The organism is Algoriphagus jejuensis (genome assembly GCF_039523455.1).
Lineage (GTDB): Bacteria > Bacteroidota > Bacteroidia > Cytophagales > Cyclobacteriaceae > Algoriphagus > Algoriphagus jejuensis.
Window position 1 is genome coordinate 731,431 of sequence record NZ_BAAAFI010000002.1, and the last position, 26,799, is coordinate 758,229.

A 26,799-nucleotide genomic window follows, 5' to 3' on the forward strand; every position below is an offset into this window, starting at 1 on the left:
GTTTTCTATCGATCAAAGGTTCGAACTTTGCATCGCTATGAAAAAAATCTACCTTTTTGTCGTCCTGATTTGCGGCCTCCTTTTGGGAGGTTCTGCCTTTGGGCAACGTCCTGGAAACGGTGACCGTCCCGAACGAAAATTCACCGGGACAGTCACAGACGGGGTGTCTAAATTGCCAATGATCGGTGCCAATATCCTGATCAAAACAGTGAATGATTCCCTACTCCGGGGCACCGTGACCGGCCCAAATGGAGAATTTGAAATTGTCCGACCTGCTATTCCGCAGGTGAAGCTGGAGATTTCATTCTTGGGCTATAAGACCATCACAAAGATTCATAGCTTCAGAGATCCTGTGGAGCTGGGGGAGCTCTTATTGCTGGAAGATGCCAAAGTTCTGGGTGAGGTGGTCATCGAAGGGCAGATCCCGGTGGGCGAGCAAAGAGGTGACACGACTTCCTACAATGCAAGTGCCTTCAAGACTCAAACCAATGCTCAAGCAGAGGATCTCATCAGAAAGATGCCGGGGATAACCATGCAAGGCGGGCAGCTCCAGGCGCAAGGCGAAAACGTTCAGAAAATTCTGGTGGATGGCCGGGAGTTTTTTGGAAGTGACCCCAATATTGCGCTGAGAAATCTGCCGGCAGACGCTATCGACCGGGTTGAAGTATTGGATCAGCGCTCAGATCAAAGCCGGTTGACGGGTTTTGATGACGGCAACTATACCAAAACGATCAATATCATCCTGCGGGAGGACCGCAAAAATGGGTCGTTTGGCAGAGCCTATGGCGGCTACGGAACGGACGATCGGTATTCCGCAGGGGGTAGCGTCAACATGTTCAAAGAGGATCAGCGAATTTCTGTGCTTGGTCTTTTCAATAACATTAACCAGCAAAACTTTTCGAGCCAAGACCTCGCCGGTGTAACGGCTAACTCCTCCGGCGGAGGCCAACGGGGCGGGGGACGCAGCGGTGGCGGGGGTGGCCAATGGGGCGGTGGCAACAACGATTTCTACGTCGGCAACTCAGGGGGAATTGTGACCACCAACGCGCTGGGATTGAACTATTCCGACAAGTGGGGAAAGAAAGTCAACTTCTCCGGCAGCTATTTTTTCAACAATTCGACTAGTACATTACAGCAAACAACCAACCGAGAGACAGTCGTCAACGAAGACCTGAGACAATACTATCAAGAAAGTCTGATCAACACCGTGGATAATTACAACCACCGGGCGAATGCGAGAATTGAAGCGGATCTGAATGAGAAAAATTCCATCATTCTGACCCCAAACCTGTCCTTTCAGACCAATGAGACTTTTAGCGACCGAGATGCCTTGACTTCGGCAAGTACGGGAGATTCGCTGTCCGCTCTGAGATCCATCACCAATGCGGAAACAAAGGCCTACAACATCGCAAATAACCTGACCTATCGCTATAAGTTTGATAAAAGAGGGAGAACCTTCTCCACGGATATTTATACCGTATGGAGCAATCGCGATCAAAACTCTGACCTGCTTGCCGCGAGTCGTGATTTCAATCGGAACCTGATAGATACCACGCTGCAGGAGACAGATGCTTTGAATGACGGTTTGAACTATCGTATCAATGCTACCTTGACTGAGCCTTTGGGAGAAAAATCGATTGGTACCGTGGGCTACCAGATCAGCAACAATAAAACCATCGCTGACCAAAAAACCTACATCTTGGATGCTGAGCGAAGACCGGTTTTGGACACCGCACTTTCCAATGAGTTTGACAACAAATTCATCACCCAAAGACTGCGCACCGGATATGCATACAACTCTGGCGGCTTTAGCGCCAACCTGAACCTGGATTATCAATACGCGACTCTGGACAATGAGGCATTCTTTCCCACAGAGGGAGTTTTTAAGAAAACCTTCAACAATGTTCTCCCAAGTGCCAGCTTGAATTTTCGAAACCGTGAAACCGGCTTCAGTTGGAGATTCAGATACCGTACCGACACGGATGAGCCAAGCGTGACCGAGCTCCAGAATGTGGTAAACAATCAAAACCCACTGAACATGAGTGTGGGTAACCCCAACCTTGCTCAGAGCTTCAATCATAACATCTTTGCGAATATCAGCAAAGTGAACATGGAGAAATCACGGACGCTGTTCATGTTTTTGAACTATTCAGCGACCAACAATTACATTGGGAACAACACCTTTATCACCGCCAAAGACACGTTGATCAACGATGAAATTCTGCTGCGTTCAGGAGGTCAAATCTCCCAGCCGATCAACTTGGATGGTAACTGGAGATCAAGCTTTTTCCTATCCTATGGCGCACCGATCAAGAAAATCAAGACCCAATTCAATACCAACACCCGGATCAGCTACAATCGTACCCCAGGAATAATCAATGGAGACAATAACATCAACGACAACCTTGCGCTTGGTCAAGGCCTGACGTTAAGCTCCAACATCAGCAAGAATGTAGACTTCTCGATCCAGACTACAGGCACATACAATATTGTCAATTCCAGTTTACAGGAGGACTTGGACAACAACTATTACCAGCAGGAATCGAACATCAGACTCTACCTCTCTTCACAAAACGGGAAAGTATTTGTAGGAAACAACCTTGCACATACGCTATATAGTGGACTTTCTGAGGGCTTTGACCAAAACTTCTGGCTATGGAATATCGAAGGCGGCTATCGCTTCGCGAAAAACAACAAGGCAGAACTGAAAATGGTCATTTTTGACCTACTCAATCAGAACAACAGCATCAGCCGCACTGTCTCCGACGTATCAGTGACCGATGTTTTCACCAATGTCTTGACCCGGTATGGCATGCTCACCTTTACCTATATCCTAGGCAACTTCAAGCAACCAGAGGCACAGCCGGATCGCCCCTGGCAAGGCAGACCAGGAGGCGGAAGAACCTGGTAAAATCCAGTTTAAGAATTTTTCCCGATGGTTATCGGTGTAAGATTTGAGTGGCTTGTAAAAGCAGAAAACCGACTGAAATCATCCAGTCGGTTTTTTTTTATAGGTGCTGTTCCAAATTACATCTTAGGGAGCACCACGGTATCCACAGAGTGAATTACGCCGTTGGACTGCCATACATCTGCGATGGTCACTTTGGATTGGCCTCCGTTTTCGTCCGTGAGGTAGAGGTCTTTTCCTTTCATCCAGGCAGTCAGAGTTCCTCCCTGCACCGTGGTGAGAGTTGCCTTGCCGTCACCTTTCTTGATCGCAGCGGCGATTTCTTTGGAGCCCATCTTGCCCGACACCACATGATAGGTCAAAACAGAGGTCAACTGGCCTTTGTTTTCGGGCTTCAAAAGTGTCTCAACCGTTCCGGCTGGAAGTTTAGTAAAAGCGGCATTGTCGGGAGCGAAGACCGTGAACGGACCTTTCCCCTGTAAAGTTTCGACCAAACCAGCGGCTTTCACCGCGGCGACAAGCGTAGTGTGATCAGAGGAGTTGACCGCATTTTCCACGATGTTTTTAGAAGGATACATGGGAGCACCGCCCACTTCGACGGTTTTTTCCATTTGCCCGTAGGCAAGATTAGCTGAGAGAAATACGAAGGCTGCGAAAGCCGCTTTTAATAGATTGTTCATGGTTTTGGTTGTTTAGAAAATTCGATTTTGATATGACTGCACTTACGAGGAGATATTTTGTATTGGATTGAGTGAGCTTGAAAAAAAGTTTGAGCGTTTTAAAATTGAGCGGATGACTTCGCTGACGACTTTGCCCAAAAAAGCCCAAAATCCTTAGCTTTGCAGCTTGATCAAAATCAAGTCATGAGTCAGGAAAGAATCGAGGCGATCAAAACCGCCATTGCTGCTGCCGATGCAAATACTCCAGATGAACTGGAAGCTTACCGTATGGAGTATATCTCCAAAAAGAGCGTGGTCGGCGAGCTGTTCGCAGAGATGGGGAGGATCCCGAACGAGGAGAAAAAAGCATACGGTCAAGTCATCAACGGTGTCAAGCAATTGGCGGAAGGGAAGTTTCAGGAGCTGATTGAGAAGGTCAACTTGGCTAACAAGAAGTCCAAATCAGCTGACATCGACCTGACTTTGCCCCCTTCTAACTACCCTTTGGGAGGGATTCATCCGCTGACCGCCACCCGCCAGCGCATCATTGAGATATTTGAGCGGATCGGCTTCAACCTATCCGAAGGACCAGAGATCGAAGACGACTGGCATAACTTCACTGCGCTGAACTTTCCGGAAAACCATCCGGCACGGGAGATGCAGGATACTTTCTTTATTGAAAAAAATCCCGACATAGCGCTGAGAACCCACACTTCATCGGTGCAGGTGCGAGTGATGGAAAATCAAAAACCGCCGATTCGCACACTTTCACCGGGAAGGGTTTACAGAAACGAAGCGATTTCAGCTCGTGCGCACTGTATCTTTCATCAGGTAGAGGGCTTATATGTAGATGAGAACGTGGGTTTCGCGGACTTGAAAAATACACTTTACCACTTCGCCAAGGAGATGTTTGGCAAAGTGACCAAAGTGCGTTTTCGTCCTTCCTATTTCCCATTCACCGAGCCAAGTGCGGAAATAGACATCTCCTGCTTGATTTGCGGTGGTAAAGGTTGTAACGTCTGCAAAGGCAGCGGCTGGGTAGAGATCGGTGGTTCGGGGATGGTCGATCCAAACGTCTTGGAAAACTGTGGCATCGACTCCAAAAAATATACCGGCTTCGCCTTCGGAATGGGCATCGAGCGCATTGCGATGCTGAAATATCAGATTAAGGACCTGCGTTTGTTTACGGAAAATGACGTGAGGTTTTTGAGGCAGTTTAGGCCGATGTTATAGCACTGGGGCTGGCTTTAGGGTCAGCCTTTTCTATAAGGGAATAAGCTAATTTAGGGCTTCATTAAAGCTTGGAACTATTTAACTGAAGTCTTAGACCTTATGAAAGTAATGTACAAGCTTATAACCTTGAATTAATAACGCATCTGTTGGCTAAAACGAAGAGAAGTTTCTATAAGCTTTCGAAAAAGGCATCCTAGTTTTACAACATATTATGTGAAACTATTGGAGCATATGAGCGAAATAACCGAGTTACCAGGCCTTACCAAAATAGCGCTTAACAGTGAATAGAATTTGTCCAGCCATATCAGGAGATAATGTTTTGTCTTTGATGGTGTTTCCATCCATTTTTGAATTCAAGGTGGTGATTAAAACAAATTCCAGCCCAAGATCCCAATCGCCTCCTGAATTCGTGCTTAGACCGATTCTTGTAGGGATATAGGGAAGAAGGTTCGTTTCTTTGGATGTGACAATATCACCTTCGATCAATACTCCATCTTCCAGAATGCCGTTTTTTAGAACATCCTGCTCCCTATCGACAAACATAATCCCTAATCCCAAGCCTGCATAGAATTGAAATGTTGACATCAGCATTCCCATTTCATTTGGATTGGTCATGAATATTGGCATCGCATCAGCGAAATAACTCGTTCCTTTATATTTGAATGCCTGATCCTGGTCTCCCCATTTGATAAGCTTTTTTTGATAGGAAAGATCATAATCCCCGCTATCAATCATCTGAGCTCCGAGAGAACCTCTTAAGGCGATATTTTCATTTATTTGTTTGTTGATTGAGAAGCTGATTGCGGGCAAAACCTTAAACTTGAAATCTCGGTATTCTCCGGAATTGTCTCCGTAAATCATGGAAGGGCCAATACCAAAAGTCAGATGATTCCCCTGAGCCCACAGCGTTTGGCAGAGACAAAGGGTAAAAACAACAACGATAAAACTCCTAATCATATTATGTGGTAGTTGCAACGGAATTAAAATCCTAGTAATTCTTGAATTTGGGCGAAAGTAGCGACATAAATCTAAATTTCCATATGGAAAGCTCTATAACTATAAATCCTTAATTATCAACGAATGTTTTTAGCTTTTTGAACACGCAAATAGAATGCCGCGCTACAATTGCCCGTTAACAGAACCTGAACGGATTTGAGTTGCTCAATCGTTTTGGCTTTTAATGGGCGTCATTTCGATCAAACGAAAGTAGAAACGGGAATAAATCTTGAAAAGTTGCATACCGGTAAAGACTTAAAGCTTTTCTAAAGCTGCCAGAGGTTTGCTTGAAAAAACAGTCTTTAGAAAGATGTTTAGGATTTTAACCTTTTTGCTATATGCAGCACTTTTACCTATACGTAGAGCGGCTTGCGACCAATACGAGCCTCAGCTCCATGGCCTACCATTTGAGTTGGCGAGTCCTATGCTGGAGAAATCCATCTACCGGTCCATTGAGAAGAAACTGCCCGGGAAAATATGATCTCGATTATGCAAGTCGATTTTACAACCAAAAGATCTTTGATTTCCATCGGCAAGATGTACAGTTGGATCAACTAAAAAGAAATTGAACTAACATTCCAATATAGGTAGAAAACTACTACATTGCAAATCTCAACGTCTAATTATAAGAATTTCATTTCTTACGGGGGGCGATTCCTTGTTGCATGAGTCGTGGATTTCTACCCTATTGAAAAAGTGAAGATTTGCTGGTGTACTTTGAACCGCAGGACAACAGTTTTAGCTTTAAAGTTTATTTTTAGGATAATCACATCCCCCAAGCTTCCAATGATGAAATCCAGACTTTTCACCTTTCTCATCTTTTTCTACGCTCCCTGCACTTTCTCTTTTGCACAGCAAAGGCCCAAAGCTCCCAATGTGATCCTGATTATCACCGACGATCAAGGGTATGGAGACCTAGGTGTGCATGGCAATCCTCATGTCCAAACTCCGGCGATTGATGCTTTTGCGGCAGAAAGTGTGCGACTCACGGACTTTTATGTGTCGCCAGTTTGTGCGCCGACACGGGCGAGTTTGATGACCGGCCGCTACGCCTTGCGCACGGGTGTCCGCGACACATACAACGGAGGTGCGATGATGGCGGGTAGCGAACTTACTATCGCTGAGCTTTTGAAAGCTCATAACTATGTGACCGGGATCTTTGGGAAATGGCATTTGGGAGATAACTATCCCATGAGGCCGAGCGACCAGGGATTTGATGAGTCGCTGATTCATCTATCGGGGGGTATGGGACAGGTGGGCGATTTCACGACCTATTATCAGGGAGATCGGAGCTATTTTGATCCCGTGCTGTGGCACAATAATGAGCAAGAGAGCTACCAGGGATATTGTTCGGATATATTCGCCAGCGAGGCGATTCGATTCATTGAAAAAAACAAAGACAGGCCGTTTTTCACCTATCTCGCTTTCAATGCTCCTCATACGCCCTTGCAGGTGCCTGAGGAATACTATCAAAAATACAAGGACATCGACCCTTCAGCCGGCTTTGGGATGGACGAAAAACCGTTTTATCCCATGTCGGAAAAGGATAAAGAAGACGCCCGAAAAGTCTATGCGATGATGGAGAATATCGATGACAACTTAGAAAAGCTTTTCTCCAAACTCGCCGAACTCGGAATCAAAGACAATACCATCGTGATCTTCATGACCGACAATGGCCCGCAGCAGCAGCGGTATGTGATGGGGCTGAAAGGCCTAAAGGGCAACGTGTGGCAGGGAGGCGTGCGCGCACCATTTTTCATTCGCTATCCAGATGGTTTTGAGGGAAATCGAGACGTCGCTGGCCTGGCTGCTCATATGGATGTTCTGCCAACATTGGCAGAATTATGTGGATTTGCATTGCCCAGTGACAGAAAAATAGACGGCCATAGCATGCTACCCGCGATAAAAAAACTGGATGCGAAATCGGCGGATCGAAGCTATTTTTCCTATTGGACGAGGAAATACCCAGAGCTTTATGAGAACATTTCGATCCAAAGAGGCGGCTGGAAACTTGTGGGAAATACCAACTATAATTCAGGTGTGGATAGTTTCGAGCTTTACGACCTGAGTAACGATCCTTATGAGCAGCACAACTTGGCCAACGCTCAGACCGCCAAAGCGCGCGAATTGAAAACTGAGCTGGACGCGGTCTATTCAGAGTTGATCCAAGAGGAAAATCTGGTGCATCCCCCACTGATCCAAATCGGTAATGCCGCCGAAAATCCAGTTTTCCTTAACCGCAACGACGCCTCGGGTGAGCGGGGGATTTGGAATCAAGAGGATGTGTATGGCTATTGGAGAGTAGCCGTCGAGCCCGGCGTTTATGACATCCAGTTCAAGTTTGTCAAACCTGTGGCTCCAAATGGAAAAATGACGATGGAAATGGGGAATCAGGTTTTTGTAGTTCAGGATCAGGCTACAAGTCCGTTCGATATCTTAGAGATGAAAGAGGTGACGCTAAAGCAAAGCAAGGGCGATTTAATCCCTTTTTACATAGTGGAAGGCAAGCGATATTTTCCTTTTTGGGTACGGATGGAGAAAAAGTAAGTTACCTCAAACAGCTGAGTCTACTTAGAAAAATCCGCTCTCGACGGCAATACATTTGCGCTTTAGCAGCATTCTTTTAGTTTAAAGTTCTTTCGAAAATGACAAAAAGCTTATTTATCATCTTCTTCATTTTTAGCTTAACTCTTTCTATTCAGGAGAAATCCTTGAGTCTTGCTCCAGACTATTTTGCAAAAGAAAAAGCCAGAGTGGTGAGGCTGGCGGACGAATACAAAGCTTTGAAGCCGATCACCGTTACGGCAGAATCCAGCCCCCGGAGTGCTGGTGGCGTTCACTACTTTTATTCCGAAGGAGATTACTGGTGGCCAGATCCGGGGAATCCGGAAGGTCCCTATATCCAGCGAGATGGCCTGACCAATCCTGATAATTTCACTGCCCATCGTGAGGCGATGATTCGGTTTAGCCAGATTTCCGGTGCTTTGGCTTCGGCGTATTTGGTGACCAAAGAAGACGACTATGTCAAATCTTTGTCACCCCATCTTCGAGCCTGGTTTATCGACGCGGATACCAAGATGAACCCGAACCTACTCTATGGCCAAGCCATCAAAGGCAGAGTGACCGGGCGCGGCATTGGCATCATCGACACGATCCAACTCATGGAAGTGGCCAAGGCGATTGAAGCGGTGGAAGGCTCGGGTGTCATTCCCGCTTCTGAAATCAAGCAGATGAAAGACTGGTTTGCGGAGTATCTGACTTGGATGACGACGCATCCGTACGGAATCGCTGAGCGGGATCACGGCAACAATCACAGCGTATGTTGGGCGATGCAGGCGGCAGTTTTTGCGCAGCTTGTCAGAAACCAGGAGGTGCTGGACTACTGCAGGGAAATGTATAAAACCGTGCTTCTACCCGATCAAATGGCAACGGACGGAAGTTTTCCGCTAGAGCTCAAGCGTACCAAGCCTTATGGTTATTCGCTCTTCACCTTGGATGCCATGGCCACGCTTTGCCAAGTCTACGCCGGGGAATCTGAGAGTTTGTTTGCCTTTGAAACCCCTGATGGGAAATCACTGAAATCGGGTATTTCCTTTCTCTACCCATTCGTCGCCGAGAAGGAATCTTGGCCCTATCAAAAAGATGTAATGTACTGGGACAAATGGCCGGTGAGGCATTCTTTCCTGCTTTTTGGAGGCTTGGCCTATGGGCGGGAAAAGTACTTGGAGCTTTGGAATACGCTTGAAGCCAACTTTGATACGCCGGAAGTCATCCGTAATATGCCCGTGAGATTTCCGCTGCTTTGGATCGTACAAGAATGAAACCAATTAACAAGAATCAACATTGCTTTACATGACTTTTGAGAACAACCGCCTGATGAAATATCTGTTCATTTTGCCTCTGCTGGCTTTTAGTGCAGTGCTGGCGCAAGCGCAGACTTTTCCAGAAAATGCCGCGGAAATGAAAGCCTCCGGCCTCGTCCGCTATAGCGACTTTGGAGCCAAAGGCGACGGAAAAAAAGATGACATGGAGGCTATCACTGCTGCTCATGCTTTCGCAAATGAACACGGATTGAAAGTGAAAGCAGACCCTGCTCGCAATTATTACATTGGAGGAAAGGAGCGCACGGCGATCATCCAAACTGACACTGATTTTGGCACGGCTTGTTTCACGATAGATGACACCGACGTGGAAAATCGCAACGCTCCTGTTTTCCTGGTCAAATCGAATCAAGAGCCCCACAAGCTGGAAGGTATCACCTCGCTCAAAAGGAATCAGAAGAAAGTCGACATCAAATTGCCCCAACCTGCACTGATCACCGTCACCAATTCCAGTGTAAAACATTACATCCGTTTTGGGCCAAACCAAAACAGTGGAGCTGCTCAGACGGATATTTTTCTTGTGGACAAAGACGGGAATGTGGATGCCAATGCGCCGATCATTTGGGATTTTGACCAGATCACAGATGCCCGGGCGCTCCCCATAGACGAAAAGACGCTGACTATTACAGGGGGAGTTTTCACTACCATAGCCAACCGGGAGGATTCGAAGTACAACTATTACCAACGGAATCTTTCTATCCAGCGCTCGAATGTTGTCTTGGACGGATTAGAGCACCGCATCACCGGCGAAGGAGATCATGGAGCACCTTATAGTGGATTTGTCAACATCAGCAATTGCACCGATGTATTGGTGAAGAATACGATTCTCACCGGACACAAAACCTACCGAACCATCGGCAGCGCCGGAGATCCAGTCTCCATGGGTACTTACGATTTGTTAGTGAATCGGGCGCTGAATGTATCCTTTATCAACTGCAGCCAAACGAACGACATCGATGATCCTACCTATTGGGGGATTATGGGCTCAAACTATAGCAAAAACTTGCTCTTCGATAGCTGCACCTTTTCCCGATTTGATGCGCACATGGGCGTAGCCAACGCCACGATCCGCAATTCAACCCTCGGACACATGGGAATCAATGCCATAGGAAGCGGGACGTTTACGGTGGAAAATTCTGAGATCAGAGGAAGGAGCATTGTAAATCTTCGCTCCGACTACGGGAGCACTTGGGAGGGGAAACTGATCATTCGTGATTGCACGTTCGTGCCCTCGGGAGGCAAACCTGTGAGCGCGGCGCTGATCAATGGGTACAATTCTGGACAGCATGACTTCGGATACGCCTGCTACATGCCGGAAAAGATCACGATCGAAAACCTCCGTATCGATGACTCCAATCATCCAGCGGATTATCAAGGACCAGCGATCTTTGGGAATTTCAATTCGGAAAATCTGAGTGGTTCCTATCAGGAGCAATTCCCCTATCTCAAGACCAAACAAGTAACCCTCAAGAATGTGACTACTTCCAGTGGGAAAGAATTGAGGATGAGTGACAATGAGTTTATGTTTAGAAAGGTGAGGGTTGAAAAGTTTTAAAATGTTGGATGTGGTCCGTGTTGTCACAAACCATATCCGAAAAAGCGCATGAGTCAAAACCCCAAACTTATGAAAGCACTTTTTCTCAAACCCTTCGGCAATTTTCGGGACTGAAATATTATGGCCTGGGAGGACCCACCCCACGAAAGAAAGCGGAACGAATAGTGCGACCCGATTCCAGCATCTGAAAAAGCAGGGTAACGTGACGGCTGCACAAAAAAAGCGATCCTTAGACCGCTTTTGATGTTTCCAATTGAGTGATGATGTCCTCGTAATCGAGCTTATCCCAATTTTCGGTGATCAACGGATCAGCCATCACCCTGTCCATGACTGCCTCCTGGAGCTTGCCTTGAGCATAAGCTTCGGCATACTTCATCTCTGAGAACGTCACCATCGTGTAAAGTGGAATCCACTCGTTCGGATAGAGGGCGTGAAGTTTGGCTTCGATTTTCTTGCGCAGGATGAACTTAGGATCTCCGACAGAATCCCGCATCTCCTTGAAATTTTCCATCGCCAACTGGTAAATCGCGTCGGTGTCTGGCTTGCGTTTTTTCTGGTATTTTTCGAAAACCAAATCCCAGGCATTTGTGCCGAGCTTTTCGATCAGACCATTGAGAATGTAGCAATCTTCAAATCCGCAATTCATACCCTGCCCATAAAACGGAACCATGGCATGAGCCGCATCGCCTAGCAACAGGGAATTCCCCTGCACCCAAGGGTAGCATTCGATATTGATCAGTGCTGCAGTCGGATTTTTGAAAAACTCAGTTTTCAAATCCGGCATCAGCTTATAAGCGTCATCGAAATAGGATCGGAAGACTGTTTCCAGGTCTTTCTCGTCCAGGATTTTCTCAAAGCACACCTTCGTCCCTGCAAAAGGAAGGAACAAAGTACAGGTGAATGACTTGTCTGGATTGGGCAGCGCAATCAGCATAAACTTGCCGCGAGGCCAGATATGCAGCGCATTGGGATCCATGGCAAATTCGCCGTCTGAAGTTGCCGGGATAGTCAGTTCCTTGTATCCGTGGGGAATAAACTCCTGCTTATAATTAACCCGAACCTGCTTTTGCATCGACATTCTCAAGGCAGAATAGGCTCCATCAGCTCCGATGATGACATTTGGGTTGAATTGTTTTTCTCCTTCAGGAGTTTCAAACGTCACCTCGTTGTTTGTAAAATCGACGTCTAGGCACTTGTGCTCAAAGTGGACTTTTGCCCCCAAGCGTTCGCCTTCCTCGACAAGTAGTTGATTGAATTTCCCCCGGGAAATGGAGTAAATCGCCTGATTTTCTTTGCCATAGGGGATGAGGGTAGTGTTGCCATGCTCGTCGTGGATTCTCCTCCCATACATGGGAATCGCCAGGGGCAGGACTTTTTCTTTCAAACCCACTTGCTCCAAGCTTCTCCAGCCTCGATCACTCAAGGCCATGTTGATGGATCTGCCAGCTTCAGAATAGGGGGATTTGCGTGGGTCGGGGCGCTTGTCGTACACTGACACCTCCAAGCCTTGACGCTTCAGGTATATGGCCATCAGACTGCCGATCAGGCCGGCACCCAAGATGGTGATTTCGTTTTTTTTCATCGGATAGTTTTACCCACGCTTCTTTTAAGCGAATTTCTTCAGGGATTGTTCCAAAATCTTTGCAAATCGAAACACATCCAAGAAGCTGTTGTACAGCGGAGTAGGCGCCAGTCGGATTACGTTCGGGTTTCTCCAGTCGCCTACCACACCTTGATGATACCACTCATCGAAGACACTTTTGCCTCCTCGGTGAATCAGCAAAGATAACTGGCAACCTCTTTCAGCCGGGTTATTTGGGGTAATAATTTCCAAAACGCCTGATTCTCCGCTGATTTCACGGATTATAAATTCGAGGTAGGCGGTTAGTTTTTCGCTTTTTGCCCGGAGGTTTTCGATTCCGGATTCTTGGAAAATATCGAGAGAAGCCTGATGTGCCGCAAGGCCGAGGACGTCAGTATTGGATAATTGCCAGCCGTCTGCGCCAAACATGGGCACGAATCCTTTTTCCATCCGAAATCGCTCGCCCTCGTCGTGTCCCCACCAGCCCGCAAAGCGCGGCAGGTCGGACCGCTCGGCATAGCGCTCGTGGACGAAAATGCCCGAAATATTGCCCGGGCCGGAGTTGAGGTATTTGTAGCTGCACCAGGTGGCAAAGTCCACATCCCAGTCGTGGAGCTTGAGGAGGGCATTTCCCGCGGCATGTGCTAAATCAAAACCCGCCAAAGCGCCGACCGAATGAGCCGCTGCCGCGATGGCTTTTATGTCAAAAAGCTGACCGGAATAATACTGTAACCCAGCCATGTTGACCATTGCCAGCTTGTCTCCTTGCTTCCTGATTTCGGCCAAAATATCCTCCGTTCGAAGCGTGTGTTCACCGGCTCGGGGAGCCAACTCCACCAGCGTATCGGCGGGATCCAAGCCATGAAACTTGATCTGGGTTTCGAGCATGTATTGATCCGAAGGGAAAGCGCCAGCCTCCACGATGATCTTATAGCGCTCCTTGGTTGGGCGATAAAAGGAAACCATCAGCAAGTGTAAATTTACCGACAGGTTATTCATGGCCACGACCTCGTGCTCGTGCGCGCCGACGATCTCCGCCAAAGCTGGCTTAGACTTCTTTCGTACGTGATACCAAGCATCTTCACCGTGAAAATGCCCGTCCACTGCCAGATCCGCCCAATTGTTCAGCTCTTTTTCCAGATGGTCTTTCACCGATTTGGGCTGAAGACCCAGTGAATTGCCGCAGAAGTAGACGGCTTCTTTTCCATCTACTTTGGGAAAATGGAAGCGGGATCTGAAGGATGCCAAGGGATCTTGGGCGTCCATTTGGAGGGCGAAAGATTCGGAGAATTCGAAATTCATATTTTTATTTTGTCAACGGTCGACAGACCACAGTCCACCGCCCGTCATAAAGTACTTTAGCCTTGATTTCCAAGCTCTAATCTTGAAAGAACCGGCTGTCGACAGTCGTCCGTGGACTGTTGACTAGCCCCTATTTCTCCATGTAAGTCCCGCAGGATTTGCAGGTTCTCAATTCCTCATTGGACCAGAATCGCTCCATGATCGGAGGGAGCTGAGATACGATGTCGGTCAGCTCCACGTATTCGTCGTGAAGTTTTTCTCCGCAGTTTTCGCAGTGCCAGATGAAGCCGTCCAGCTCTCCCGCTTGGCGGTATCGCTCGATCACCAAGCCAACGGTATTGGCAGGACGGCGTGGAGAGTGGGGGACTTTCGCAGGAAGAAGAAAGATTTCTCCCTCCTTGATCTCGATGTCCTTGGGCTTTCCGTCCTCGATGATCTTCAGGACGATGTCGCCTTCCAACTGGTAGAAAAACTCCTCACTCTCGTCGTAGTGGTAATCCTTGCGGCTATTCGGCCCGCCGACGACCATAATGATGAAGTCGCCGTTGCCTTTGTACACTTGTTGGTTGCCAACGGGAGGCTTGAGCAGGTGGCGGTTTTCATCGATCCACTTTTTGAAATTGAAGGGCTTTGCTACAGACATGGCGTACTTAGGTTTGGTGAGGGATTTGCTCCAAAGATAGAAATTGCAAAGAAAAAACTCGGAGTAGCTGGTCCAGAGTTAGAGTTTCGCCGATCGAAGTCTTTTCACGCTTGTCGATTTGATCAGAGAAGTGATTGAATTGCCTCGGATCCTTTGGGGAGCTCTACAAGTTCGTAAATCAAAAATCGTAGCTCGTAAATTCATTTTGCCTTAATTTGTCCGAAAACCCCTCCCCTCCATGAAGTACCCGATAGCCGATATGCACTGCGACCTGATGTCATTTATGGCAAAAATCCCCGGTGCAGATCCTTTTGATCCAGCGCAGATTGCCTGTGCCTTTCCACTGATGAAGGCGGGAAATGTCAAGATGCAGGTCTTGGCGATCTACACGGAGGTCAAGCAGGATAGCATGGAGATGGCTAGAAAACAGGCGCTTATCTTCTCGGATTTGCTTCGCAAAGAGCAGGATACTGTCACGGGTTTTGATGCCGAGTATATCGAAAAGCGCGGTACGGAAGAGGCCATTGGAGTCATCTCCTCTGTAGAAAATGCCGCCGGATTCGGTCATGAACATGCCTCATGGGAGGAGATCTATTCCCAGTTTGACTTCATAGTCGAGACGGTCGGCCAACTCGCCTACATCAGCTTGACGCACCATACCGAAAACCGTTTTGGTGGAGGAAATTACACCGAAGGAATCGGGCTGAAAGATGACGGCAAAAAAATTCTGGACTACATGGCAGGCAAGCGGATTCCCATTGATCTTTCCCACACTTCTGATTTGCTGGCCGAGGGAATCCTGACCCACATCGACCAAAATCGTCTGGAGATTCCCGTGATTGCCAGCCACTCCAATTTTCGCACAATCTGGGATCACAAGCGGAATCTTAGCGATGAATTTGCTCAGGAGATCGTCCGCCGAGGCGGAATCATCGGCGTGAATTTTCTTCGAAATTTCCTCGATCCGGAGGTTCCCGAGCGACTCTATGAGCACTTGCGCTATGGTCAAACGCTCGGCGAAGATGCGATCTGTTTCGGGGCCGATTTTTTTTATACCAAGGACTTCCCCGACAAAAGCCGCCATCCTTTTTACTTTCCCCTGGCGGAAAATTCCGGCAAATACCCCGATATTCTGGGGCATTTGAACGCCAGTCTTTCTGAAGCCCAGCTTCGCAATATGGCCTTTGAAAACGTGTTTAACTTCTACCAAAAACTCTGGAGCTGATGTCGAGCCATCATTTTGTCAAAGAACAACAGGAACCGGCGGTTTTCATTTTGAACACTTCAGACTTGAGTTTTGATTCAGTTTCACCGCTTTTGGAGTGGGTGCCCACGGTGCTCGTCTGGCAGGGATGCCTCGACACCGTGCTGAGCTGGGGGATCAAGATCGACGTGATCTTGGCGACGGAGGCCTTTCAAAAGGAGAATATGCAACTGCTGGAAGAGCAATATCCGGTGAGGTTTCTGACCGCTAACGCAGACAATTTCCTTCACGAAGGCCTACAATACCTTCTGGCTTCCCAACACAAGGGATCGCATCTGGTTGGTTTTGACCATTCCCAGCTGGAGGCCTTGTCGAACGAAGCCGAACTCTTGGACTTGACAGTCATGGATAGTGGCTGGAAATATTATCCCGTCAAAAGCGGGGATTTCAAAAAGTGGTTTGGCGAGCGAACCATCCGTATTTTGGGAAAGAAAGGCATGCCGGTCGAAATCTCGAATGACAACGGAAAGCTCCTGTTGCCTCTGACTTACCTCACTCAACTAGAAGTGCCAGAGGGAATCACGGAGATCAAGGGAGCGGGGATTTTTTGGATTGGGGAAGAGGTAGTGTGATTGGAAAATTGATTTGAAAATTGAAAAATTCGCTGTTAATGGTGTCAAGCTGAGTGCCTGCCTTTCCGGTACGGAGGAATTCGAAGCCCTCGTGTTCTTTGGCTCTCGTAAATCATAAACCCCAAATCAAAAATAAAAGGAAGACTCTCGCCTTCCTTTTCTGCTTATTCATTAAGATCGCTTCCCCGAAATGAATCGGGGCAGGCAGTTCCTCGCGATGACGGTTACTCCCTAACCCAGCTTGCTTTTTCCGCTACTGAATCTCGCTTTCCTTCCGGCCAGTTGTCAGATGCAGGCTTGGCTACGTAGAAAAAGCCCATCAGCATATCTTCTCCTTCCAGCCCGAAGTCTTCTCTGGCTTCCGGCCAGAATGTCGGACCGCCGGTGCCCCAGTAGCAAGCCAGTCCGTGCGCGCAAGCTGTCAGGTACATGTTTTGGACAGCCATGGCTGTGGCAGCGATCTCTTCCATCACCGGAATACCCGAGCCTTCCGTGCGCTTCATCAGGATAGCGATGATATGGGAGGACTTCAGCGGCATTTCTTTAAACTTCTGGTAAGTGGCTTCGATGAAGTTGGTGCCGTTTTTCTCCGCTCTGTGCTTGTACAGTTCCGCCTGATAGTCGGCGAGTTTCTTAATTCCTTCTCCAGTGTAGACGATGAATCTCCAAGGTTGGGTCAGCTTGTGGGTGGGCGCCCAGTTGGCGTTTTCGAGGATCTCCTCGATGATGGAGTCGGCTACGGAATCGTTTTCCTTAAACTGCGCGGCAAAAAGGGAGCGGCGTCCGCGGATGATTTTGTTTACTTCTTCGATGCTGAAATCGGGTCTTTGCATATTTGGCGTTTATTAATTCAGGTAGTTAATCAAAAATTCTGTGGGTAAAGTTCTGGAAACTTTTGGAAACCCAGCTTCATTTTTTAGAATCCACTGGCCAAACCCATTCTTTTGGATCATTCAGGAATTTCTCGTCTTCATACAAATCGGGAATCAAAAGTTCGTTGTCCCCCTGCTGGTGCATCTTTTTAAACAATTTTGCCCAACCCTTTCGGGGAGGCTTCTGCTTGTTCTTTTTCATCTTTTCAGGCCAATTAAACTTTAAAACTCCCACAGATCTGTTGTCGAATCGTTGAAACCCAGCTTCAATTTTTAAAATGTCTTCAGAGTCATTTTCCAAAAAAATCGTGGATTTGTTCGATTCTGGAAATTAAATCGGCGGCGATTTTCCTGGTGGAGGGTTTCCGAATTTCAGCCAAGCTACCTTTGGAGAAAATGAAAAAGTGTCGAAAGGCCTACAAAATCACTGTCAAAGGTTGCGATAGTGAATTTGTTTTTATTGGCGAATGTCCAAAATTCCCTGTCAGTGAATCCCTCAAGTCCGACCTCTCTTACCTGCTTTGAATCAGGGAAGAAAGTATTGTTTTCCTTAACGATTCTACGGGAGATATTTCGATCCAAAAGCAGTTTCATTTAAGAGATTAAGCATATTTTACTTTTTGCTCTCGATCAGCGGCGAAGGCTAAACACGCCTTTATTTGGTCTGGGCTAAGTTCAGGGAAATCCTCTAAAATCTCTTCCATACTCATTCCGGACGCCAGCCAACCCAGCACATCGGCCACATTTATCCGAGTGCCTTTAATGCTAGGTCTTCCAAAGCGATTTTCAGGATCGATAGTGATAAACTGTGAATAGTCCATGAAGGAATTTACGGTTTATTGATGGAAATGATTCCTTCAAAACGAAAGGGAACCAATTTTTAATTTGCAGCGAGCGTTCTTTATTCCTTTTATAGGAGGAGTACTAACAATCTTAAATCTAGCGTCTTGATACTTACATCTAAAGTCTCTCCTTCTAGTAATTCCATCCCAGCTTCACGCCTCCATACCAGTTGCGGGTCGGCGCGGGCTGGTAGTAGCGTCCTCCAAAGGCGTTGAGGTCATTGCCGAGGGAATAGCTTTCATCCAGCAGGTTGTCCACGCCGGCGAAGAGCTCCAGATCCCATTGTCCCAGGTTTTTGACCCAGCCCAAGCGTAGGTTGACTAGATTATAGGTATCCTGATAGACCGTGTTGGCGTCGTTGAGCGGGATTTCGTCGGTAAACTGATGGGTCAAATTGGCGTAGATGCCCGGGCGCGTTCGGATGTCGAGGCGCGTCACCAGATTGTTTGGTGGCACTCCCGTCAGGTCATTTCCGGAGAAATCGTTGTCCTGCTTTTGGTAATCTTTGAAAGTGAAAAACTGTCCGGTGTAGGCCGTTCCAATCAACACATCCTTGAAAAATCCCCCTGCGTTTCTCAGCAAGGCATAATCCAGCGAAGCCTCGATCCCTTTTTGATCCGTGGAGCCTGCGTTTCGGAAGAGCACCACGCCATTTTCATTGGTGTAGGTAGTGATGGTCTGGTCGAGCTTCAGGTAATAGGCGATGAGTTCCAGGTTGAGCTTCTCTCTGCCCAACCGGTAGCCCAACTCGAAATTGGTGCCTTTTTCCGCTTCCAAATCCAGATTGACACTGCCCTCGTTAGTCCGGATCTCGTCGATGGTAGGAGGGGAAAAGCCCCCGCTGACTGAGCCATAGACCGAACTGAATGAGTTCAGTCGGTAGTTGAGCGCAGCTCTGGGGATAATCACCGGGTCAAAATCCCGACTCTGGATCCCTGTCGCCCCGCCCGTGGCATCGATCTGTCGGTCGATCTCGTAGCCGGAAAAGTTTTCGCTCAAGCCCAATGTGAAAAGTAGCGCTTCAGTGAGATTCCACTCGGCCTGTTGGAAGAGGAAGCCCTGATAGGCCCGCAGCTTGTCTGCAAAGCGAACGGTGTCCGCCACTCCGGCGCGGTTTCCAAAGTTTTGCGCGTCGGTGAGGCTGTTTTGATACTCGCCTCCGGCAACCAAGCGCAGGGATTTTCCGGCTAGCTTTCCATTGTAGCCGAATTTGGTTCTCAGGCCGTAGCCAAATCCCAGCTCCTTCTTGTAGTCGAGGATAAAGGGATTTTCAAAATCGTTCGTGTTCAGGTAAAGCGTCGTGTTGTTGCTGGTTTTTTCCGAAAAGCGGTACAAATGCCCCAAGGAAAGCAAGACCGCCTGCTGGGAGATGGAGCTGTTTTGCGCAGCAGAACCCGGTCTCGCCTGGGTCGGGTCGGCTGCAAGCTGGTCAGCATTTAGCGCGCCGGGAATCTGATAGTCGAGGTCCGACACGAGGAATTGCGTGCGGATTTCCTGTTTTTCCGAAATAGGAAAAAAGCTGCCCAGTTGAAAAACCTGCCGATCAACGGCCGAATGATCCCGGTAGCCGTCCGATTTTTGGGAGACAAAAGAAGCCTCAATTCCGCCCTCGCCGAGCTGCTGGGAGATGCCCAGGCGATACTTGGATAGGCCAAAATCTCCCGCCAAGAAGTCTGCGGATACGCGGTTTCCGGTGAGGCTTGGTTGGCTGAACAGTGAAATCGCTCCCCCATTTCCCGCCCCATAGATACTGCCCGATGGGCCTTTGACTACTTCCGAAGAGCGGACATTGGCCAAGTCGAGCAGATTTAAGGCGGTCGTGCCGTCCGGCGCCGTAAAGGGTACTTCATTCCAATAGACTTTTACATTCCGTACTCCAAACGGTGATCGCAGCGAGCTTCCCCGGATTGAGACCCTGTAACTTGCGGGGGCTCTTTCCTCGATTCGCACTCCAGCTTTCTGATTGAAAGCGTTGACTGGTGAGATTTCATTGAACCGGCTAAAATCCCGTTCGGTCACTTGGACGATGGCTGCGGATTGCTCCAAAAGGGGACGCTCCGAGTCAAAAGCAGTTACGGTTACCGAGCCGAGATTCATGACAGTGGGAATCAACAGTACTTCATGCTCCCCCGCTTCAAAATACCGTTCCAGCGTTTCGTAGCCCTCCAGAGCAAATGAGATTCGTAGGTTTTCTCCGGGGAAAGCAAGAATCCCGGAGGCATTGGTCTTTTGAAATGAACGGTTTTCCGATCTGGCGCGCACGTTCTCCAAGGGAAGCCCTGTGATCTGGTCGGTTATTTTGAGTTGGATCTGGGCCTGGATGTTAAGGCTAGTCAAAAAGAGCAAAAAGAGCAATAGGTTTTTCATACCTGAAAATTAAGCGGATTTGTGCAGACGAGCGTTCAAATCTTTTTCAATGGTTACTATTGACCTCTAGATTTAGAAACTACGGCTCATAAAATTAAACCCAGGATCGAGAAGTCTTTGGATTTGAGCTTTTAATGGGATAATTTCTAGGAAGTTTTAGCAGAGAAAATAGCTTCTAGCATTACTACTTCGGTCCCTTTGACCCCGAACCCTGCGATTCAAAAACCCATGAAAAAACCAGTACAGCTCCTTCTTGTTCTGCCTTTAATGGCCGTTTTTCATCTTTCCTGTGATGGCCAGATAATGGCTAATCGCGACAAAAGCGGTGACATTCCCTTTAAAAAGACAGTCTTGTTTTCTGAATTTGTGACAGAAGGAGTCGCGGTCGGAGACGTGAACAATGATGGGAAGATCGATGTGATGGCAGGACCGTTTTGGTTTGAAGCTCCTGATTGGAAACGGCACGAGATATACGAACCCAAACTTTACGTGGCGGAAAAGGAGTGGAGCAATTCGATGCTGAATTTTGCGCTGGATGTCAATCAGGATGGCTTTGTAGACTTTATTCGTTTTGACTTTCCGGGAAAAGGAGTCTATTGGCATGAGAATCCTCAGGGCAAAGACGAACACTGGAAAGTGCACCTGATCCATGAAACCGTCGGGAATGAGTCGCCGGGCTTCTACGATGTGGATGGCGATGGGCGGAAAGACATTCTCTGCGGAGATGTGGCCAATAAGCAGATGATCTGGCTCAAATCTCCGAGTTCGAAGGATGATTTGACCTGGACGAAATACACGATCAGCCAAACCGGAACTCCCGGTTCGGAGAATTTCTCCCATGGTTTGGGCTTTTCGGATATGAATGGAGACGACAAATCTGATGTCATCATCCGGGAAGGTTGGTGGGAAAATCCGGGCGACGTGACCAAGTCCGACTGGAGCTGGCACCCCGCCAATCTCGGAGAACCAGCCTCTCACATGTACTCTTTCGACTTCAACCAAGACGGAGAGTTCGATGTCTTTGCTGCATCGGCGCATGAGCGGGGGATTTGGTACTACGAAAATCAGGCGGATGGCAGCGACCAGAATTTCACCAAACATATCCTGACGGAAGAGATGTCAGAGACGCATGCGGTGGCTTTTGTCGATGTGAACGGAGATGGGAAAAAGGACTTCGTCACCGGCAAGCGCTACTACGCCCACATGCGCGAGGGAACGGGTGCTTTGGAACCTGCCTATCTCTACTGGTTTGAATTCGTGCCCGGAAAAGAACCTCAATGGCTGGCACATCAGATCGATGATGCCTCCGGAGTTGGCCTCAACATCGTCGCCGAGGACATCAATGGCGACGGCCTTTTGGATGTGGTGATTGGGAATAAGAAAGGGATTTTTGTGTTTGAGCAGGAAGATTGAAAAATCCATCAACAGCCCACGGTCAACAGTCGACCGATTCTGCCCGCGAATGCCTGTGGACTAGCAACCCCATAGACCAACATCCCCATCCTTTTTCTAATTATTTTTAATAACCACCGGCTACTTCTTGTAATTTTTTCTTTAAAATCCCGTCTAAATTCGGTAGGTTTTCGCCCAAATACCTACCCATGAAAAAATACGTCTGGCCATTTTTAGCCCTAGGATTATCCTACTGTCAGGAAAAAGCCGCTCCTCCATCCCCGGTTTTGCCGGTGCCACATGAGCGCCAAATCGCTTGGCAGGAGATGCAGTTCTACGGTTTTGTCCACTTCAACATGAATACCTTTTCCGACCGGGAGTGGGGATTTGGAGACGAGAAACCGGAGCAGTTTAATCCGACAGAACTGGATGCCAAGCAATGGGCTCGGGTAGCGAAGGAAGCTGGCATGAAAGGACTGATCATCACTGCCAAGCACCACGACGGCTTCGTACTTTGGCCATCGGCCTACACGGAGCATTCGGTCAAAAACAGCCCTTGGCGCGATGGAAAAGGAGATCTGATCCGCGAATTTGTCGATGCCTGCCGGGCAGAGGGACTAAAAGTCGGTATTTATTATTCCCCTTGGGATCGTAATCATGCTGACTATGGCAAACCCGAATATGTCACCTACATGAAAAACCAGCTCACTGAGTTGCTGACCAACTACGGTGAGATATACGAAGTGTGGTTTGACGGAGCCAATGGCGGCGACGGCTGGTATGGTGGCGCCAATGAGGAGCGAAAGGTGGAGAAGCGAACTTACTACGACTGGCCGACGATGCACGCCTTGGTGCGGGAGCTCCAGCCCAACGCGATGATGTTCAGCGATGCGGGCCCGGATGTACGCTGGGTCGGCAACGAGCACGGCTTCGCCTATGAGACCACCTGGTCCAATCTGATGCGAGACTCGGTTTACGCAGGGATGCCTGGATTTGAAAAATGGGCTCCAGGCCAGGAAAACGGCACCCACTGGATACCTGCAGAGTCGGACGTGAGTATCCGCCCAGGTTGGTACTACCACAAATACGAGGATCACAAAGTCCGGACTTTGCCGGAACTGATGGAGATCTACTACAAAAGCATCGGACAAAACAGCTCCTTGCTGATCAACTTCCCGGTAGATACGCGCGGTCTCATCCATGAAAATGACGAGGCAGCGATCCTGAAGATGGCTGCCAAGGTGAAGGAAGATTTCGCAGTCAATCTGGCAAAAGAAGGAAGGTTTGGAGCGAGCGTGGATCGCGGAAGCGGCTACGAAGCCACCAATCTTAGCGACGGAGATTTCAATACCTATTGGACGACTCCTGACGGCGAGATTCAGGCCTCAGTGGAGATTGACTTTGGGAAAGAAGTATCTTTCAACCGTCTCCTGGTCCAAGAATTCGTCAACTTGGGCCAGCGCGTCAAGTCTTTTTCTCTGGAAAAAGAAGTGAATGGAAGCTGGGAAAAAGTCGCCGAAGGCACCACCATCGGCTACAAGCGAGTCCTGAGGTTTGATGACACCCAAGCACAGAAAATCCGGGTAAACTTTCTTGATTCCAAGGATATCCCTGTGATCTCAGAGATTGGCGTATACTCGGCTCCGGCTTTGCTTTTTCCGCCGCGGGTAACTCGAACGGCTGAGGGGAAGGTCAGCATCGCCGCGGCCGAGTCGGATTTGGAGATCTACTACACGACGGACGGCTCTACGCCGGAAAAAGGGAAAAACGCTTATGCTGGGGACTTTGGTGTGCTTTCGGCCCAAACTGTCCAAGCTATTGCCGTGGACCCAGCCACCGGAAATGTCTCCGAGATTGCCCGGGTGGACTACGACTTGCCAAAGGCGAATTGGAAAGTAGCCAGCTCAGATGAACGAGCGGGACGTGCGATAGATGAAAATATCCATTCCTATTTCACCACCGAAAATAATGTGTTCCAAATGGACTTGGGTCAGACCGCTGAGCTCAGCGGGATCACCTACTTCCCGATGCAGGCGCGCTACCCGAGTGGCTTTATCTCCGACTATACCGTGGAGGTGAGCGAAAATGGCAGCTCCTGGAAAGAAGTCGCACGAGGGGAATTTTCCAACATCGCGGCGAGTCCAATCGAGCAGTTTGTCCGTTTTGACAAAGTGCAGGCTCGCTACCTGCGCCTGAAGTCCCTGAAAACCACCGACGGCAACAAGGCTACGGTTGGGGAATTTGGCGTGATTACCCGCTAATACAGAAAACATTTTGCGGATTCTAGGCAAATTGGCTACTTTCTCAGCTCGATTTGCTTATAACCCAAACAACCAACCTATGAATAGACGCATCGCCCTGCGGCATTTAGCTTTGATTTCGGGAGGACTTGTTTTGATTCCTTCCTGTGATTTCAGCAAAGAGGACATCCTCGCCGCTTACGACAAACTGAAGGTCTCCGCATCCCAAAAGGCGCTTTTGGGCTCAATTTCGGATACGATCATTCCCGCTGGGGAAATCAAAGGCGCCTTGGATCTTGAGGTGCCCGACTTTATCTTGGTCATGGTCAACGATTGTTTTACCGAGGAAAACCAGGAGAAATTTACCGTCGGTCTCGGAGCTTTTCAGGATTATGTAAAGAAATCTGCCGGAAAGAAATTTGAGGACTTGACCACCAAGGAAAAAGAACAAGTCATCCTGACAGGCACCAAGCTCGAGGGTGATGATACCGAGGAAGGAAATAAGAACACGTCAATTGCCTACTTCCTCAACTCTACCAAGCGATTCACCATCCAAGGCTACATGGCTTCGGAATACATCCAAACTGAGGTGATTCCCTATTCCCTGATTCCTGGCGAATACAACGGCGCCGTCTTGATCACGGATCTTCAAAAACCACGGATCAATGGCTAATCTGAACCTTAAGAGTAAGCAAGAACGAACTTATCAGGCTATAGTAATCGGTTCCGGAATCAGCGGGAGCTGGGCAGCGAAGGAACTGTGTGATTTGGGTGTAAAAACCCTCATGCTGGAGCGTGGCCGCAAAGTCGAGCACGGTAAGGACTACCCAACCACCAATATGCTTCCCTATGAGTTTGAGCATCGGGGTCAGGTCCCGCAGGAGATTCAAAAGGAAAATCCGGTGATCAGCCGCTGCTATGCCTTCCGAGAGGATGCGATGCACTTTTTTGTCAAAGACACCGAGCATCCTTACGTGCAGGAGAAGCCATTTGACTGGATTCGTGGCTATCAAGTTGGAGGAAAATCCCTGCTTTGGGCGAGACAGGTACAGCGTTGGTCAGATTTTGACTTCGAAGGCCCCGCGAGAGACGGCTTTGCGGTCGATTGGCCGATCCGATACAAAGACATCGAAAAGTGGTACAGCCATGTCGAGAAATTTGCCGGAGTTTCAGGTTTCAGAGATGGTATCGACACGCTTCCAGACGGAGAATTCCTTCCGGGCTATGAGTTGAATGTCGTTGAAAAATACTTTGCGGAGCAACTGAAGAAAAACTATGGCGGCGACCGACACATGATCTCCGCGCGGTGCGCGCACATTCACGGCAATGCTGAATACTATGCTGCGCAAGGGCGGACATTGTGCCAAAACCGTCAGCTTTGCCAACGTGGATGTCCTTTCGGGGGATATTTCAGCTCCAATTCCTCGACGATTCCTTGGGCTTTGAAAACCGGGAATCTCACCCTGAGACCAGATGCGGTGGTGCATTCCATTATTTATGACGAGGAAAAAGGGAAGGCTACCGGAGTTCGCATCGTGGATCGCCTGACCAAAGAGACGGAGGAGTTTTATGCGGATGTGATCTTCCTCAATGCGGCGGCGATCAACACCAATTTGGTTCTTTTGAATTCTACTTCCAGCCGCTTCCCAACCGGACTCGGCAATGACAGCGGAACGTTGGGTAAATACGTAGCTTTTCACAACTACCGCGCGGGAGTCTCTGCACAATACGAAGGAGCTTCAGAATACACCACTTCCGGCGGAAGACCAACCAGCGGCTATTTTCCAAGATTCAGAAATGTTTATAAGCAAGAAACAGACTTCCTTCGAGGATATGCCGCAGGCTTCTCTGCCAATCGAGGCGTAAGAACCAACTCGGATGGTATCGGAATGGAATTGAAAAACAACTTGCTTAATCCTGATCAATATGGTCTATGGAGTGTTGGTTCGCACATGATGGGCGAGACGATTCCCAAGGAGGAAAGTACCGTGAGTCTCGATTCCAGCCTGAAAGATGAGTGGGGAATTCCCCAGCTCAAGATCAGCGTGGACTATGACGACAACGACGAGAAGATGGTCAAGGACTACATCGAGCAGATGTCGGAGATGTTCACCAAGGCGGGCTTTATCAATATCCAAACACGTGACGATCATCGTGCTCCGGGACTCGATATCCACGAGATGGGCGGCGCTCGCATGGGCAAAGACCCTAAAACGTCCATGCTCAACGCCAATCACCAGCTTCACGCGGTACCGAATGTCTACGTCACAGACGGAGCTTCGATGACTTCTACTTCCACGCAAAACCCATCTTTGACTTACATGGCATTCGCGGCCAGAGCAGCACATCATGCAGTGGCGGAGAGTAAAAAATAAGAGGTGTTGGATTCTCGATGATTGACCATCGCGCGGCAAGACGCAATCTTTAGATTGAAGGAAAGGAAGGTGACAAAAAAGCAGAAAGGCTAGGCCAAATTTGGACTAGCCTTTC

The 26,799-nt window shown here is 48.5% G+C and carries 22 protein-coding genes; 12 read left to right on the forward strand and 10 right to left on the reverse strand.

The features are described 5' to 3' along the window. The first annotated feature begins 37 nt into the window (after positions 1-37). Positions 38-2,911 carry an outer membrane beta-barrel protein gene (locus tag ABD031_RS04160; protein WP_343848687.1) on the forward strand — a complete coding sequence of 958 codons (2,874 nt, stop codon included), beginning with the start codon at positions 38-40 and terminating at the stop codon, positions 2,909-2,911. A gap of 116 nt (positions 2,912-3,027) precedes the next feature. On the opposite strand, the gene ABD031_RS04165 is transcribed toward ABD031_RS04160, so the two are convergent. After that, entirely contained in the window at positions 3,028-3,588 is a 561-nt protein-coding gene (locus ABD031_RS04165; protein ID WP_343848689.1) for a fasciclin domain-containing protein, read from the reverse strand. A gap of 183 nt (positions 3,589-3,771) precedes the next feature. On the opposite strand from ABD031_RS04165, the gene ABD031_RS04170 reads away from it, so the two are divergent. After that, positions 3,772-4,800 carry a phenylalanine--tRNA ligase subunit alpha gene (locus ABD031_RS04170; RefSeq protein WP_343848691.1) on the forward strand — a complete coding sequence of 343 codons (1,029 nt, stop codon included), beginning with the start codon at positions 3,772-3,774 and terminating at the stop codon, positions 4,798-4,800. A 249-nt stretch (positions 4,801-5,049) separates the two neighbouring features. Here ABD031_RS04170 and ABD031_RS04175 read toward each other — a convergent pair whose 3' ends face one another. Beyond that, entirely contained in the window at positions 5,050-5,610 is a 561-nt protein-coding gene (locus ABD031_RS04175) for a hypothetical protein (protein ID WP_343848693.1), read from the reverse strand. 524 nt (positions 5,611-6,134) lie between these two features. Between ABD031_RS04175 and ABD031_RS04180 the strand changes: the two genes are divergently transcribed. The 4 genes from ABD031_RS04180 (at position 6,135) to ABD031_RS04195 (ending at position 11,232) form a co-directional block, all read left to right on the forward strand. Then, complete coding sequence (locus ABD031_RS04180) at positions 6,135-6,365, forward strand: hypothetical protein (RefSeq protein WP_343848695.1); 231 nt, start codon at positions 6,135-6,137, stop codon at positions 6,363-6,365. Between the two features lie 220 nt (positions 6,366-6,585). Continuing rightward, positions 6,586-8,343 (forward strand): arylsulfatase, encoded by a 1,758-nt coding sequence (locus ABD031_RS04185; protein ID WP_343848697.1) that lies wholly within the window; start codon positions 6,586-6,588, stop codon positions 8,341-8,343. A gap of 98 nt (positions 8,344-8,441) precedes the next feature. Next, the gene (locus tag ABD031_RS04190; RefSeq protein WP_343848699.1) at positions 8,442-9,617 is read left to right on the forward strand and encodes an alginate lyase family protein; all 1,176 of its coding nucleotides are present in this window, start codon (positions 8,442-8,444) and stop codon (positions 9,615-9,617) included. A 55-nt stretch (positions 9,618-9,672) separates the two neighbouring features. After that, complete coding sequence (locus ABD031_RS04195; RefSeq protein WP_343848701.1) at positions 9,673-11,232, forward strand: hypothetical protein; 1,560 nt, start codon at positions 9,673-9,675, stop codon at positions 11,230-11,232. 229 nt (positions 11,233-11,461) lie between these two features. On the opposite strand, the gene ABD031_RS04200 is transcribed toward ABD031_RS04195, so the two are convergent. The 3 genes from ABD031_RS04200 to ABD031_RS04210 form a co-directional block, all read right to left on the reverse strand. After that, a complete protein-coding gene (locus ABD031_RS04200; RefSeq protein WP_343848703.1) occupies positions 11,462-12,814 on the reverse strand; it encodes an FAD-dependent oxidoreductase in 1,353 nt (450 codons plus the stop codon). A gap of 24 nt (positions 12,815-12,838) precedes the next feature. Continuing rightward, positions 12,839-14,116, reverse strand: coding sequence for a kynureninase (gene kynU / locus ABD031_RS04205; RefSeq protein WP_343848705.1), 1,278 nt, complete (start codon positions 14,114-14,116; stop codon positions 12,839-12,841). A 130-nt stretch (positions 14,117-14,246) separates the two neighbouring features. Next, positions 14,247-14,759, reverse strand: coding sequence for a 3-hydroxyanthranilate 3,4-dioxygenase (locus tag ABD031_RS04210; protein ID WP_343848707.1), 513 nt, complete (start codon positions 14,757-14,759; stop codon positions 14,247-14,249). A 238-nt stretch (positions 14,760-14,997) separates the two neighbouring features. Here ABD031_RS04210 and ABD031_RS04215 point away from each other — a divergent pair, with 238 nt between their 5' ends. Together ABD031_RS04215 and ABD031_RS04220 are read left to right on the forward strand one after the other, a co-directional pair. Next, a complete protein-coding gene (locus ABD031_RS04215; RefSeq protein ID WP_343848709.1) occupies positions 14,998-15,984 on the forward strand; it encodes a dipeptidase in 987 nt (328 codons plus the stop codon). After that, complete coding sequence (locus ABD031_RS04220; RefSeq protein ID WP_343848711.1) at positions 15,984-16,595, forward strand: thiamine pyrophosphokinase; 612 nt, start codon at positions 15,984-15,986, stop codon at positions 16,593-16,595. Before ABD031_RS04215 ends, ABD031_RS04220 begins: the two co-directional genes overlap by 1 nt. Positions 16,596-16,819: 224 nt before the next feature. Here the strand turns inward: ABD031_RS04220 and ABD031_RS04225 are convergent, their stop codons facing one another. The 5 genes from ABD031_RS04225 to ABD031_RS04240 all read right to left on the reverse strand — a co-directional run bounded on the left by ABD031_RS04225 (position 16,820) and on the right by ABD031_RS04240 (position 20,677). Next, on the reverse strand, positions 16,820-17,428 hold the full coding sequence (locus ABD031_RS04225; RefSeq protein ID WP_343848713.1) for a nitroreductase family protein: 609 nt from the start codon (positions 17,426-17,428) through the stop codon (positions 16,820-16,822). A gap of 76 nt (positions 17,429-17,504) precedes the next feature. Continuing rightward, positions 17,505-17,669, reverse strand: a complete 165-nt coding sequence (locus ABD031_RS04230) for a hypothetical protein (protein WP_343848715.1) — start codon at positions 17,667-17,669, stop codon at positions 17,505-17,507. A gap of 179 nt (positions 17,670-17,848) precedes the next feature. Further along, positions 17,849-18,061 (reverse strand): DUF5615 family PIN-like protein, encoded by a 213-nt coding sequence (locus ABD031_RS22355; protein ID WP_425542703.1) that lies wholly within the window; start codon positions 18,059-18,061, stop codon positions 17,849-17,851. 8 nt (positions 18,062-18,069) lie between these two features. Further along, positions 18,070-18,288, reverse strand: coding sequence for a DUF433 domain-containing protein (locus ABD031_RS04235; protein WP_343848717.1), 219 nt, complete (start codon positions 18,286-18,288; stop codon positions 18,070-18,072). A gap of 154 nt (positions 18,289-18,442) precedes the next feature. Continuing rightward, positions 18,443-20,677 carry a TonB-dependent receptor family protein gene (locus tag ABD031_RS04240; protein ID WP_343848719.1) on the reverse strand — a complete coding sequence of 745 codons (2,235 nt, stop codon included), beginning with the start codon at positions 20,675-20,677 and terminating at the stop codon, positions 18,443-18,445. A 228-nt stretch (positions 20,678-20,905) separates the two neighbouring features. Between ABD031_RS04240 and ABD031_RS04245 the strand changes: the two genes are divergently transcribed. The 4 genes from ABD031_RS04245 to ABD031_RS04260 all read left to right on the forward strand — a co-directional run bounded on the left by ABD031_RS04245 (position 20,906) and on the right by ABD031_RS04260 (position 26,684). Continuing rightward, a complete protein-coding gene (locus ABD031_RS04245) occupies positions 20,906-22,090 on the forward strand; it encodes an FG-GAP repeat domain-containing protein (RefSeq protein WP_343848721.1) in 1,185 nt (394 codons plus the stop codon). 188 nt (positions 22,091-22,278) lie between these two features. Beyond that, on the forward strand, positions 22,279-24,330 hold the full coding sequence (locus ABD031_RS04250; RefSeq protein WP_343848724.1) for an alpha-L-fucosidase: 2,052 nt from the start codon (positions 22,279-22,281) through the stop codon (positions 24,328-24,330). 79 nt (positions 24,331-24,409) lie between these two features. After that, a complete protein-coding gene (locus ABD031_RS04255; protein ID WP_343848726.1) occupies positions 24,410-24,982 on the forward strand; it encodes a gluconate 2-dehydrogenase subunit 3 family protein in 573 nt (190 codons plus the stop codon). Continuing rightward, positions 24,975-26,684 (forward strand): GMC family oxidoreductase, encoded by a 1,710-nt coding sequence (locus tag ABD031_RS04260; protein WP_343848728.1) that lies wholly within the window; start codon positions 24,975-24,977, stop codon positions 26,682-26,684. Before ABD031_RS04255 ends, ABD031_RS04260 begins: the two co-directional genes overlap by 8 nt. The last annotated feature ends 115 nt before the right edge of the window (positions 26,685-26,799 follow it).

What these genes read in the sequence shown, in the direction of transcription:
- ABD031_RS04170 (WP_343848691.1), top strand. Translation starts at nt 3,772, where the DNA reads ATGAGTCAGGAAAGAATCGAGGCGATCAAAACCGCCATTGCTGCTGCC.
- ABD031_RS04225 (WP_343848713.1), bottom strand. Translation starts at nt 17,428, where the DNA reads ATGCAAAGACCCGATTTCAGCATCGAAGAAGTAAACAAAATCATCCGC.
- ABD031_RS04160 (WP_343848687.1), top strand. Translation starts at nt 38, where the DNA reads ATGAAAAAAATCTACCTTTTTGTCGTCCTGATTTGCGGCCTCCTTTTG.
- ABD031_RS04215 (WP_343848709.1), top strand. Translation starts at nt 14,998, where the DNA reads ATGAAGTACCCGATAGCCGATATGCACTGCGACCTGATGTCATTTATG.
- ABD031_RS04235 (WP_343848717.1), bottom strand. Translation starts at nt 18,288, where the DNA reads ATGGACTATTCACAGTTTATCACTATCGATCCTGAAAATCGCTTTGGA.
- ABD031_RS04220 (WP_343848711.1), top strand. Translation starts at nt 15,984, where the DNA reads ATGTCGAGCCATCATTTTGTCAAAGAACAACAGGAACCGGCGGTTTTC.
- ABD031_RS04200 (WP_343848703.1), bottom strand. Translation starts at nt 12,814, where the DNA reads ATGAAAAAAAACGAAATCACCATCTTGGGTGCCGGCCTGATCGGCAGT.
- ABD031_RS04260 (WP_343848728.1), top strand. Translation starts at nt 24,975, where the DNA reads ATGGCTAATCTGAACCTTAAGAGTAAGCAAGAACGAACTTATCAGGCT.
- ABD031_RS04165 (WP_343848689.1), bottom strand. Translation starts at nt 3,588, where the DNA reads ATGAACAATCTATTAAAAGCGGCTTTCGCAGCCTTCGTATTTCTCTCA.
- ABD031_RS04195 (WP_343848701.1), top strand. Translation starts at nt 9,673, where the DNA reads ATGAAATATCTGTTCATTTTGCCTCTGCTGGCTTTTAGTGCAGTGCTG.
- ABD031_RS04255 (WP_343848726.1), top strand. Translation starts at nt 24,410, where the DNA reads ATGAATAGACGCATCGCCCTGCGGCATTTAGCTTTGATTTCGGGAGGA.
- ABD031_RS04250 (WP_343848724.1), top strand. Translation starts at nt 22,279, where the DNA reads ATGAAAAAATACGTCTGGCCATTTTTAGCCCTAGGATTATCCTACTGT.
- ABD031_RS04185 (WP_343848697.1), top strand. Translation starts at nt 6,586, where the DNA reads ATGAAATCCAGACTTTTCACCTTTCTCATCTTTTTCTACGCTCCCTGC.
- ABD031_RS22355 (WP_425542703.1), bottom strand. Translation starts at nt 18,061, where the DNA reads ATGAAACTGCTTTTGGATCGAAATATCTCCCGTAGAATCGTTAAGGAA.
- ABD031_RS04240 (WP_343848719.1), bottom strand. Translation starts at nt 20,677, where the DNA reads ATGAAAAACCTATTGCTCTTTTTGCTCTTTTTGACTAGCCTTAACATC.
- ABD031_RS04180 (WP_343848695.1), top strand. Translation starts at nt 6,135, where the DNA reads ATGCAGCACTTTTACCTATACGTAGAGCGGCTTGCGACCAATACGAGC.
- ABD031_RS04210 (WP_343848707.1), bottom strand. Translation starts at nt 14,759, where the DNA reads ATGTCTGTAGCAAAGCCCTTCAATTTCAAAAAGTGGATCGATGAAAAC.
- kynU (WP_343848705.1), bottom strand. Translation starts at nt 14,116, where the DNA reads ATGAATTTCGAATTCTCCGAATCTTTCGCCCTCCAAATGGACGCCCAA.
- ABD031_RS04190 (WP_343848699.1), top strand. Translation starts at nt 8,442, where the DNA reads ATGACAAAAAGCTTATTTATCATCTTCTTCATTTTTAGCTTAACTCTT.
- ABD031_RS04245 (WP_343848721.1), top strand. Translation starts at nt 20,906, where the DNA reads ATGAAAAAACCAGTACAGCTCCTTCTTGTTCTGCCTTTAATGGCCGTT.
- ABD031_RS04230 (WP_343848715.1), bottom strand. Translation starts at nt 17,669, where the DNA reads ATGAAAAAGAACAAGCAGAAGCCTCCCCGAAAGGGTTGGGCAAAATTG.